Genomic DNA, 10,422 nt, shown 5'->3' on the forward strand with positions numbered 1-10,422 from the left:
AGAGGATCCCATGGTTCAAGCGATCTCGTCGATGGTCGAGATAGATTCTCCTGCTCTGCCGCCTCTTCGGCGGCTTTTTCATGTCCGTAGAGACCCTGGAAATTGCTGATTATTCGAGGTGCCCTTATGGCGAAGATCTGCTCGTAGTCCGAAAAGCCTAGCTGGAGGGGGTAAGCCATCCGCTCCAGTCTCAGTCTTGGATCTGGATTGATTTTAGCGGGTTTTTCAGGGGTTCCCTAAGTTGCTAAGGAGCTCATACACTAATCTTTTGTTGCATCCAGTTTCTGCGCTTATGGTGATCCAGCGGCTCCATTTCTTACGCTCCGCGCCAGTCCTGTTATTGCTCGGAGGACTGCTGAGTACAACCCTGCAGGGCCCAGCCGCAGCGGGGCCCCTGGTACGCCGTACCCAGGAACGCAAAGCCTGCCAGTCGTTCGCTACCAAGCTGCAAGAGGCCAGTGGCAACACCGCTGCTGCCCAACAGGTGTATCAGCAGGGGGTGCTGCAGCTGGTGGCCCGCTTTGGGGAGAACCCCTGCAGCGACATCCCTGCACCAACAGCCAGCGGCATGGCCGCTCCCTCTGCCAACCCGGTCGTTACTCCCGCCACAGCCACGCCGCGCTCTACGAGCTCTCCTGTGACTCCAGCTGCCGTAGCGCCGAGCGTCCAGCAGCAGCAGGCCTGCCAGCAATTCGCCGTCAAGCTCCAGGAGGCGTCAACCAGTGGCGGGTCGGCGGCTGCGCAGCAGACCTATGCGATGGGCCTCCAGAAGCTCACGGGGATGTTTGGCGGCAACCCGTGCCCCGGCGTGAGGCCGCCCCAGTGAATTGGGGCTCGGGCAGAGTCTTACCCCTTTTCCTGCGCTTTGTTCCGTGACTTCCTGCCCTGGTAAGTCGCCTCCACTCTGCATTCAGACCCCGTTGACCACATGGCGGGGGGTGCCGGCCAGGATCGCGGCGGCATTGGCGGCCACGGCGTCCAGCAGCCGCTGGCGGGCGGCGCGGGTGGCCCAGGCGATGTGGGGCGTGATCACGCAGTTGGGGGCGCTGAGCAGGGGGTTGGTGGGATCGGGAGGTTCCAGGCTGAGCACATCCAGTCCGGCGCCCCCGAGCCTGCCGCTTGTGAGCGCTGCGGCCAGATCGGCCTCCACCACCAGCGGGCCGCGTCCGGTGTTGATCAGCAGGGCGCCGGGCTTCATCGTCGCGATCCGGGCCGCATCGATCAGGCCGCGGGTCTGGGGGGTGAGCGGGCAATGCAGGCTCACCACATCGGAGCGCTCCAGCAGCTCCGTCAGCGGCACCACCGGCACGGAGCCATCGCAGGCCATGCCGCCGGACGAACCGCGCCGATGGGCGACCACCTCCATGCCGAAGCTACGAGCGATCGCCGCCACGGCCTGGCCGATCCTGCCGAGGCCCACCACGCCAAGGGTGAGGCCGGCCAGCTCGGTGAGGCTGCCCTCCCAGAAGCAGAAATCGGAGCCTGCGCTCCAGGCGCCCTGACGCACCAGGGAGCTGTGGTGACCGGTGCGGTTGGTGAGCTCCAGCAGCAGGGCGAAAACGGCCTGGGCTACCGAGGAGGTGCCGTAGTCGGGCACATTGCAGAGGGGGATGGCGCGGGCCGCAGCGGCAGCGCCATCGACGGCGTCATGGCCCGTGGAGAGCATGCAGATCCCCCGCAGGGAAGGCGCCGCCGCCAGCTCCCGGGCACCGAGTCGGGTCTTGTTGGTGATCACCAGGTCCGCGGAGGCGATCCGCCCGGCCACCAGCTCCGCAGGCGTGCGCGCATGCACCGTCAGGGCGCCGAGGCGCTGGAGCGGTTCCCAGGAGAGATCGCCGGGGTTGGTGGTGTGGCCATCGAGCACCACCAGGCGAGCGGCTGGGCTGGCGGGAACGGCCATCGAACGAGGTCTGCAGACCTCAATCGTGGCCGATCGGCGGCGGGGTCCCAAACGGGGGCGGGATTCAGCCAGGCAACGATCGGATGGCCTGCCGGCCAGGGCAATAGGGGTTGATGCCGTTGCTGCAGTGGTGGAGCTGGAGCGCCTCGGCACTAGCAACCAAGCCCTGCAGGAGAGAGAGGCACAGGCCAACACCAACGCCGAACCCGGAAGCGATCCAGGATCTGTTGATGACGAACAAGCCCCCCACCCACAGCGAGCGCTACGAGGAGGCCCTGCTCTGGACCGCCCAGCTGCACCGCTGCCAGTCCCGCAACGGCAAGCCGGTGCCCTACATCTCCCACTTGATCGCCGTCAGCGGCCTGGTCTGGGAGGACGGCGGCACGGAAGATCAAGCGATCGCAGCTCTCCTTCACGACGCGATCGAGGATGCGGGTCAGAGCCACACCTCGATCGCCGAGCGTTTTGGCGAGGAGGTGGCCGCCATCGTGCGCGATTGCACCGACACCGCCGAGGGCCTGAGCGGTGCCGGCAAAGAACCCTGGCTGGTGCGCAAGACCCGTTACGTGGCCGCCCTTGATCACAAGAGTGAGGGCTCGTTGCTGGTGACAGCAGCTGACAAGGCCCACAACGCCCGCGACATGGTGCTCGATGCCCGCCGCGATCCAGGCAGCTGGGATCGCTTCAAGGCGGGGCTTGATGGCACCGCCTGGTACCTGCTGCGGATCCACCAGAGCCTCAATCAGCGGCTGCCCGGCAGTCGCTCCAACGAACTGCTCGGGGAGGCCGTGAACGAGATCCTCTCCTGTGAGGCCTATGGGCGCCTGGTGCCCCATGGGGTCGCCCCGGCGGCGTGGGCGGCGGGATACCTGGCGCGAACCCAATCGGACACCCAGGCCTGAAGCCGCTTGGCTGCCCCATGCTGGAGGACACGTCGACGCGTTCTCTTCATGCCGCGCCATCGTTATCGCCAAAATCCACTGCCGCTCGGTTCTGATGCCCCGCCGGTGGAGCTGTACGGGCCGGAGCAGCCCACCCCACCCGGACTGCAGTTGGCGGAGCAGGGCCAGCTGGAAGTGGTGCCGCTGGGGCCGCTGTTCGACGGGCAGGGCGGTAACAACAGCAGCAACGAGACCTGAGCGCCCCCATGGCCGACCTGACGATCACAACCCAGGACGATCTGCCGGGCCCCGGTGACGATCGCCCCTATGTGATGTTCGTCAACCAGACCGAGTACGGCATCGGACGGTTCCTGCGCACCAACGTGCTCTCGGCACGGCCGGATCTCAAGCGCTTCACCTCGATCCGCTTCCACATGACCCTGAAGCGGCATCCGAGCGACAGCGCCGGGGAGATCGTGCTGGCCCTGCTGGAGGCGATCGATCTGGAACCGCCCCTGTCAGTGTTCTGCAGCGACTTCCATCTGGAGATGGAGGGCTACCCGATCGAGCGGGGGACGGAGATCGATATCCCGCTGCTGCCGCCTGGCAGCCGAGGTGCGGCCAAGGGTTTCGGCTGAAGTCCAGGGGAGAGGCGCACTGCCGCCGATACCGTGGGGGGTCCCCCGCTCTCCCTACGGCCCGGCGATGCCTGCCCATGCGCTCCTGCCGGCCGTGAACCGTCTGCTCCAGAAGGTGGAGGAGGCTGGCGGGCTGCCGGTGCTGGTCGTTCAGCAGGACGACCTTGATGATCTGGCCACGGTGCGATTGGCCACACGAGAACAACAGACGCACCGGATCATCTACCGCGACGCCGGTGAGCCCAGCAGCTACCACGTGGCTTTTGAGGCCGCCCTGCTGCTGCGCATCGTCCAGGTGCCAGCCGATCAGCAGGTGATCCTCCACGAGACACGCGAAGCCAGGGAGAAAGTGGTCTCACAGATGGAGAGGATGTTCAAGGGCCAGATCAGCCTGGCTCAGGCGCGGAGCACTGGGCTCCGGTACTACGACGGGGTGCTGTTGCGGTTGCGCTCGACAGGACCGGGGCTTTGGGCGGACCGCTGGCTGTTCGAGCAGGCACCCGAGCTGCGGGGTCTACAGGCAGCGCTGCTGCAAAGCCAGGTGCAGGAGAACCTGATCTGCCTCGAGGGCGAGGTTGAGAGGCTGACACCCTCCGCCGTTTTGCAGGCCACCCGGGCGATCAATGCGGCCTGTGCCTTCCATAGCGCCGGGCTGCTGGGCCTCCCGCCACTGGCGATCCCGTACCAGGCCGCAGGCTTTGAACCCCTGGCCAAGGAGCTGATCGCCATCACCAGCGCCGAGCCCACCACGGCGGATCCAGACCGGGAGATCGTCGATGGCTGGGCCGAGAAGCTGGGCCTCTCCCGCTGGTACGTCTGGAAGATGCCCTGATGGAAAGCACGGCGTTTTCGATCAAAGAGGCCACCTTCCATGCAGCCCTCCAGCCGAAGGGCTGTCTCATGCCGCCATGGGCGGCCACTTGCCGGCGGTGGTTGCCAGCGGCAGCATCGGAATCAAGCGAGATCCGGCCGTGCCGGAGCTGCCGGCCATGGATGCTTTCGGGTTACTGATCGAGGAAGGGAAGCTCCATGAAGCCCGCCCCCTGCTGCAAGCAGCGCTGTTGCTGATGCTGCAGAACGCCCCAGCGCTTTACTACCTGGGCCTGCTCGCCAGCGAGGAAGGCGATCTGGAGGAGGCCCGCTCGCTGCTGAACCGGGCGGCCCTCGCCAGCGCGGGGAATGTCAGCATCCAGCCCCATGCCCTCGAAGCCCTTGCGCTGGTGGCTCTGCAGCAGGGCGACAGGGCGGAGGCCCGACGGGCATTGGAGCAGGTCATCGAGCTGGTGCCGGATAACAGCTTTGCTATCCACAGCCTTGTCAGCCTGGGTTGATCGCTGGGCCGCAGGAAGTCGCAGCGGCGCGCTTTCGCCAGGCGTTGTCGGTGGCACCGAATGATCTGATCGCCAGCTTCAATCTGGCCCGGGCATTGCTGGAGATGGATGCCGAAGAGCACCGCGACGATGCCGACCGTCTGCTGCTGCAGGTGATCGAGGTCCAGCCCTGTGGCGAGCTGGTCAACAAGGCCAAGGAGCTGCGGGGCAGCATTGCCGCCAGGGATCTGCGTGCCGATCAGCCTGACGGGCTACGACAGGACGCCGTGAGCGACTGCCTCTTGGCCCTGCAGCTGTTTGAGGGGATGGATCAGCCGCGCTTCATGGCGGTGCTCAGCGAGGTGGCGGCCATGGGCCAGGGCGGGCTGCAGATCAATAAGCCAGGCATCTCCCGCACCCTCAAGTCCCACCCCGGCAGCTGGAACGACCTGGCCCTGGCCTGCCTGAGCCACGGGGGCATGAAAGGGCTGAGGCCCGATGAGGACTCCGGGCTGGGGATCGGCGCTGAATATGAGGAGGAGGTGCGTCGCTCTGGTCTCGCGGCCTGTCTCCGTCAGAGGCCAGTGCCCTTAGCGCTCCCCCCAACGGTTGGCGGCAACTGTTGCCCCGGCGCGCGCCTCCTGAAACACCTTGCTGGCCACCACCGGATGGCCGGCATTGCGGAGCCGGCGCATCACTGGGCTGTCGATGAACAGGCTGGAGACCACCAGCACATCAGCCGGCACGTCCGGCTGGAAGGGGATGGGGACCAGGCCAAGGGTGGTGGCGTGCGCCAGGGCTTTCTGCACCTTGAAGTCCCAGCCGTGGGCATCCTCGCCGTGCAGGGCGATCGTGCCGCCGGCGGCGGGGATGGTGACCGTGGTGTCGAGCCAGTCGTGGCTGCGCAGAAGCCCCTGGCGGCTTGTGCTGGTCCGCGGCAGCAGCCGCGGGGGCTCCAGCTCTGAGCCGCTGATTCCTGCCACCCGCACCGGCGCCAGGGAAGGATGCAGGTGGGGCAGGCCGTGGCGCAGCAAGGCAGCCAGGGCCCGGGTGTCGCCGAGCGCCGTGTGGGCGTCGTCGCCGGAGAGGTTGATGCCGCGGGCGGCGCAGAGCTTGCCCAGGCTGATGAAGGGGTTGGGCATGGTGTCGATGCCGTCGCCCAGGTCGAGCACCAGCTCCGGCAGGGCCTCGCTCGCCTCCCAGAAGTGGTGCCGCAGGATCGGCCCATCGAAGCGATCGAGGTTGTGGGCCACCAGCACCCGGCCCTGCAGCAGCGCGGACAGGGCCGGTGCCACCGCTGGGAAGCTTGGCGCCGCTGCAGCCAGGCGCTCGTCGATGCCATGCACGGCGGCATTGGGGATCGGCACGCCGGGATTGATCACGGTGCTCCACTCCTGCTCGATCTCCCCATCGGGCGAGAGCAGCAGCAGGGCGATCTCCACGATGCGGCAGAGCTGACCTGTGCCGGTGGTCTCCAGATCGAGCACCGCAAAGCCCTTGGCGCCGGCAGGCAGCAGCTGCGGCAAGGGAAGTGGTTGGTGGTGTACAGCCATGGATGCGATGGAGCTCTCCCTGACCTACCAGAGTTCGGCCCCCGAAACTCACCCTGGATGCTGGGGGGTGCGGGATCCGCATGGATTCCTGCTGCTGGGCAGCCGCCATCACCCCCGCCGGAGGCGATTGGGGAAGGGCGCCCGCGGCGGTGGTTCCTCCTCTCTGGTCTGCCGGAGTTGTCGGTCTACCTCCGCAGGGCCTGAAACACCCCGGTCGGTCGCTCCCGGGGCGGCCTCGCCGTGGACGGCGAGCATGGCCCGGCAACGGCTCACCAGCTCCTCCCGTAGTGCTGTCGGGGCCTCAACCCGGATCCCCTCGCCAAAGCCATACAGCCAGGTGCGCAGATCGATGTCGGCAGCCAGGGTCCAGCAGGGGAGATCCAGCTCCAGCGGGTAGGGATGGCTGTCGGTGGGGGCGTTCGGCTCCAGCACATGGGGCGCATTGGGGTGATGCCACCAGGAATCGCCGGGTAACGGCTTGGAGAAGCGCACCTGCTCGCGGGGATAGCGGCCCATCCCTTCCCGCAGGAACGCAAAGGCCCAGGGGGTGGCCGAGAAGCGCAGGGTCTGCAGCAAGCCGGCGCGGGCGCGGCGAGAGGCACTGGCCAGAGCCAGCTGGCCGCTGACTTCGTCGCCGAAGAAGATGCCGCCGCTGTGGTGCAGCAGGCGCTCCAGCCGTTGCAGGGCCGCGTGCTGCCGTTCGGGGCTGCGGCGCAGGCCGTCGTTCGCTCCGCTGCGGGGCGAGGTGCTCTGGAGGGCGAGGCGATCGAGGCGCTCGCAGCGGATCAGGCCGTGCTCCTGGCCGATCACGTCTTCCTCGACGCAGAGATACCAGCCGACATGGTGAAAGATCAGCTGCAGCGGCCACACCCGCCACTCGCCCGCGCCATCGCCGATGCTGGTACCGCCGTGGCTGCCGGCACTGGAAAAGCGCTTGAGCAGCACCCGGCGCCGCTGGGCGATGGCCCGCTCGATCGCCTCGGCGCCGCAGGGTGCCGCCAGCGACTCACGCCGCACCAGGGCGGTGTCGACCACCCCATGGCGGGCATAGAGCCGCAGGGGCGGGGCGGGCTCATCAAGGCCGGCCCAGGCCAGGCGTTGCTCCAGTTCTCCCAGCAAGAGCTGAGCGGAGGGATCAGCCAGGCGACCAGCGGCCTGCTGCACCAGGGCCTGGATTTCCCGTAGCCGCGGCGCCGGCAGCACGGCGGTGCCAAGGGCGTAGCCATGGCGCACGTTGTCGTTGGCGGAGCGAAAGCCATAGGGGGTGAGCAGCTTCTCGAGGTCCTTGCGCAGGCTGGCGGTCTCACCGGGGAGGTAGCCGCCGGGGATGGCGGCGGTGGCGGCGATCAGCTGCTCATGGAGGGTGAGGGTGCTGCCCGGATCGCGATCGAAGGGGTTGTGCAGCAAGTGGCGCAGCAGGGTCATCACCCGCTGGAACACTGGCCCATCACCCATCGGCGGCTGGCCGCCATGAATGCCGCCGCTATGCGGCGCCGCCGGCAGTTCCGCCAACCGGATCGGCGCCAGGCTATCGCCGCAGAAGCAGAAGCCATTGGCCTCAAGCCAGGCCAAATCCGCCCGGATCGCCCCCGCCTCGCCGTAGCACTCCCCATGCAGCCGGCCCAGGAAGGCCGCAGCTCGCTCCGCCAGATCGCCCGACGGCAAGGGCGACACGATCGACTCCAGCTGCTCGCGGGTGATTGGATCAGCGGCGTCGAGCTCCGGGTAACGGCTGAGCAGGCGGATCAGGAACAGCAGCCGCTCCAGATCAAGCAGGCGCGAGTAGCCATGGAGCTGCCAATGGGTCTCGCGGGCCCGGGCGCTGCGGATACGGCGGTCCAGGGCCGCCAGTTCAGCAGCCAGCAACGGCTCCAGGTCGTCGTGATGGGTGGGCACAACGGCGCAGATCGCCGCAAAGCCCTCCGCCCGGCTGGGCCCGAAGTGGGGATCGGCCAGGGCAGCGGCCATCTCCTGGATCACCGCCTCGGGCACCTGGCGCTCGCGCTGGCGGTTCCACTCCAGACAGGTGGGCAGGGGGGTGTAGAGCCACCAGCCGATCCACTCCACCGGCGCCGGCAGCAGCAGGGCCTGGGTAAGGGCCAGGCGCCAGGGCCGGCGGGCATGGGTGGCATCGATGATCACCGGGATGCCCGCCGCCACCGCCTCGATCAGCCGTTGCTGCAGGCGCTGTTGAATGTCGATCCAGGGGCCCTGCACGGCCGCATCGCCAAAGACCTCGGCGCGGATCGCATCGGTGGAGAGCAGCAGAGCCGGCGGTTCATCGGGGGAGGTGAGCAGGGGCGCCAGGGCCTTGGCCAGGGTGGTCTTACCGCTGGCGGGCGGGCCGATCAGTAGGTGGCAGCGCAGCGGCGCCGCGGTGACGGAGGGCAAGGAGATCTCGCGGCGGATACCCGAGTCTTTCGCAGGTGAATCGTTCACGCCAGGGCCTGGCTTGGTGACGCTGGGCACCTGCAAATCGACAGCGCTCTGTGGCCAGCTCCTGCACCGTTCAAGCCGCCCTTCCGTCAAGGCGACGCCACGGCCCCAGCTACGCCCCGCCAGTTCCTCTTGAGCATCTGCATGTGCTCGATCTGCTGGAGCTCACCGGATCACAGCCCAAGGCGGCCCGCGCCCTGGCGATGCACCAGAGCACGGTCTGCCGCAGCGCCGCGCTGATGGGCCAGCAGTTCCGTCTGCAGCCAGGACGGGGGGCGAGTGTCTGCCGCTATGGCAGCAATGAGAGCCTGCGGCAGCTGCGGCTCGCCTACCGGGCCCACCGGCTGATGGGCGGCCAGCTGCGGATCGCCACCGACCCCTTGCATCAGCCGCTGCTGGCCGGGATGTTGAGCGTGCAGGCGGTGCCGCCGCGCATCCGGCCCTCGCAGGAGTGGGCGCAGCTGCTGAGCCAGGCCTTGATCGATGGGGCGATCGTGTCGTCGTGGTGCCACCCGCTGGTTCTGGCCGTCGAGCGGCTACCCAGCTGGAGCGGTGTGATCACGGTGCCGCTGGGGACGTTGCCCTTGCAGCTGGTGAGCCATCCGCCCGCCGCTCCAGACGGTTCCGCTCCCCGCAAGGTGCTGCTGCCCCGCCGCCATGTCACACCGCTGCTGCATGAGGCGCTGGCTTGGCATGGCTTCCAGGTGGAGCAGCAGCCAATCAGCAGCCAGGACGTTCCCTCCTGCCTGAAGCGCATGCACGATCGCCAGCTGGCGATGCCCCTCTGCCCGGGGCTGGTGGATCCAGGCTGGTTCCAGACCCAGAACCTGGTCGCCCATTCCGAGCAGCCCCAGCTGAGCGAACAGCTCTGGCTACTGCTGCCGCAGGGGCTGGTGGGCAGCAGCCGGGAGGCTCGCCATCTGATCCGCACATTGCGGCAGCGGGTGGAGAAGGCGGGGGAGGCCAGCCAGAGAGGCCCTGTAGAGACCTCATCGAAAAACTATGCAGTTGGTGCATCGCTACGCCGTCATGAGCATGGCGAACGCACTGCATCTGCTGCTGTCACGCTGTAGAACTGCGCAAGCTGGGGCAAAGTGACGTCACCGGACGGTCATCAACAGACCCTGATCTTCTCTTTCGCGCGTCGACTGACCTGTTTTATGCCCGCCAATCCATCGTGAGGTCACCCAGGTTCAGGTCCTCTCGCCAGTCCCTGGTTCTGCTTCCTTGAACCCCTGCGTCCCAAGCCTGCCCCAATGCCCCTCAGCACCGACCTCACCGACGCCCTGATCGCCCTGATCCCTGAGGACGGCAGCCGTATCAGCAACAGCGGGATCAAGGCTGCGCTGGAGCAGGAGGTGGGAGAGCCGCTCAACGACGCGCAGGTGGAGGAAGCCAAAACCCTGGTGGTGGCGATGGGTGCGGCAGAGAAGGCGCGAGGGCCCGGCGGTGGCCTGAAGGCCCCAGTCCTTGAGCCCCCACCACGAGCAGCCACCCCGGGGCGCTCTCGCCGCAACGGCAACGGCTCTTCTGCCCAGGGGCGCCAGGCTTCTGAGGCTGCAGCACCCGCCAGCCCTCAGGGCTGATTCAAAGTTTCAGCATGGGTTCGGTTCTGGCTGGCGCATCGCCATCTCCAGCAGCGTCGTGATGTCATGCATCACCGCCTGTAGGCCGGCTCGGATCGACTGAAATCCGGCGAGGCGC

The 10,422-nt window shown here is 67.6% G+C and carries 11 protein-coding genes; 8 read left to right on the forward strand and 3 right to left on the reverse strand.

The features are described from left to right. Window positions 1-340 precede the first annotated feature (340 nt). Complete coding sequence (locus KBZ33_RS20090; RefSeq protein ID WP_254955229.1) at window positions 341-826, forward strand: hypothetical protein; 486 nt, start codon at window positions 341-343, stop codon at window positions 824-826. 84 nt (window positions 827-910) lie between these two features. Here KBZ33_RS20090 and KBZ33_RS20095 read toward each other — a convergent pair whose 3' ends face one another. Continuing rightward, entirely contained in the window at window positions 911-1,900 is a 990-nt protein-coding gene (locus KBZ33_RS20095) for a D-2-hydroxyacid dehydrogenase (RefSeq protein WP_254955228.1), read from the reverse strand. Between the two features lie 230 nt (window positions 1,901-2,130). Between KBZ33_RS20095 and KBZ33_RS20100 the strand changes: the two genes are divergently transcribed. From KBZ33_RS20100 to KBZ33_RS20120, 5 genes are all read left to right on the forward strand, one after another. After that, entirely contained in the window at window positions 2,131-2,802 is a 672-nt protein-coding gene (locus tag KBZ33_RS20100) for an HD domain-containing protein (protein ID WP_254955227.1), read from the forward strand. Window positions 2,803-2,850: 48 nt separating this feature from the next. Continuing rightward, window positions 2,851-3,039: a hypothetical protein gene (locus KBZ33_RS20105; RefSeq protein WP_254955226.1), complete on the forward strand. Its 189-nt coding sequence runs from the start codon at window positions 2,851-2,853 to the stop codon at window positions 3,037-3,039. An 8-nt stretch (window positions 3,040-3,047) separates the two neighbouring features. After that, window positions 3,048-3,419 carry a hypothetical protein gene (locus KBZ33_RS20110; RefSeq protein ID WP_254955225.1) on the forward strand — a complete coding sequence of 124 codons (372 nt, stop codon included), beginning with the start codon at window positions 3,048-3,050 and terminating at the stop codon, window positions 3,417-3,419. Between the two features lie 94 nt (window positions 3,420-3,513). After that, on the forward strand, window positions 3,514-4,251 hold the full coding sequence (locus KBZ33_RS20115; RefSeq protein WP_255011940.1) for a hypothetical protein: 738 nt from the start codon (window positions 3,514-3,516) through the stop codon (window positions 4,249-4,251). A 76-nt stretch (window positions 4,252-4,327) separates the two neighbouring features. Next, a complete protein-coding gene (locus KBZ33_RS20120; RefSeq protein ID WP_254955223.1) occupies window positions 4,328-4,750 on the forward strand; it encodes a tetratricopeptide repeat protein in 423 nt (140 codons plus the stop codon). A 569-nt stretch (window positions 4,751-5,319) separates the two neighbouring features. Here the strand turns inward: KBZ33_RS20120 and KBZ33_RS20125 are convergent. Then, window positions 5,320-6,282, reverse strand: a complete 963-nt coding sequence (locus KBZ33_RS20125) for a PolC-type DNA polymerase III (RefSeq protein WP_255011941.1) — start codon at window positions 6,280-6,282, stop codon at window positions 5,320-5,322. Between the two features lie 108 nt (window positions 6,283-6,390). Then, entirely contained in the window at window positions 6,391-8,673 is a 2,283-nt protein-coding gene (locus tag KBZ33_RS20130) for an AAA family ATPase (RefSeq protein WP_254955220.1), read from the reverse strand. 98 nt (window positions 8,674-8,771) lie between these two features. Between KBZ33_RS20130 and KBZ33_RS20135 the strand changes: the two genes are divergently transcribed. Both KBZ33_RS20135 and KBZ33_RS20140 read left to right on the forward strand, forming a co-directional pair. Beyond that, window positions 8,772-9,791, forward strand: coding sequence for a hypothetical protein (locus tag KBZ33_RS20135; RefSeq protein ID WP_254955219.1), 1,020 nt, complete (start codon window positions 8,772-8,774; stop codon window positions 9,789-9,791). Window positions 9,792-9,974: 183 nt separating this feature from the next. Further along, window positions 9,975-10,304 (forward strand): hypothetical protein, encoded by a 330-nt coding sequence (locus KBZ33_RS20140; protein WP_254955218.1) that lies wholly within the window; start codon window positions 9,975-9,977, stop codon window positions 10,302-10,304. Window positions 10,305-10,422: the final 118 nt, after the last annotated feature.

The sequence above is a fragment of the Cyanobium sp. Cruz-8D1 genome (genome assembly GCF_024345975.1).
Classification (GTDB): Bacteria; Cyanobacteriota; Cyanobacteriia; order PCC-6307; family Cyanobiaceae; genus Cyanobium.

What these genes read in the sequence shown, in the direction of transcription:
- KBZ33_RS20095 (WP_254955228.1), bottom strand. Translation starts at nt 1,900, where the DNA reads ATGGCCGTTCCCGCCAGCCCAGCCGCTCGCCTGGTGGTGCTCGATGGC.
- KBZ33_RS20100 (WP_254955227.1), top strand. Translation starts at nt 2,131, where the DNA reads ATGACGAACAAGCCCCCCACCCACAGCGAGCGCTACGAGGAGGCCCTG.
- KBZ33_RS20105 (WP_254955226.1), top strand. Translation starts at nt 2,851, where the DNA reads ATGCCGCGCCATCGTTATCGCCAAAATCCACTGCCGCTCGGTTCTGAT.
- KBZ33_RS20110 (WP_254955225.1), top strand. Translation starts at nt 3,048, where the DNA reads ATGGCCGACCTGACGATCACAACCCAGGACGATCTGCCGGGCCCCGGT.
- KBZ33_RS20120 (WP_254955223.1), top strand. Translation starts at nt 4,328, where the DNA reads ATGGGCGGCCACTTGCCGGCGGTGGTTGCCAGCGGCAGCATCGGAATC.
- KBZ33_RS20125 (WP_255011941.1), bottom strand. Translation starts at nt 6,282, where the DNA reads ATGGCTGTACACCACCAACCACTTCCCTTGCCGCAGCTGCTGCCTGCC.
- KBZ33_RS20140 (WP_254955218.1), top strand. Translation starts at nt 9,975, where the DNA reads ATGCCCCTCAGCACCGACCTCACCGACGCCCTGATCGCCCTGATCCCT.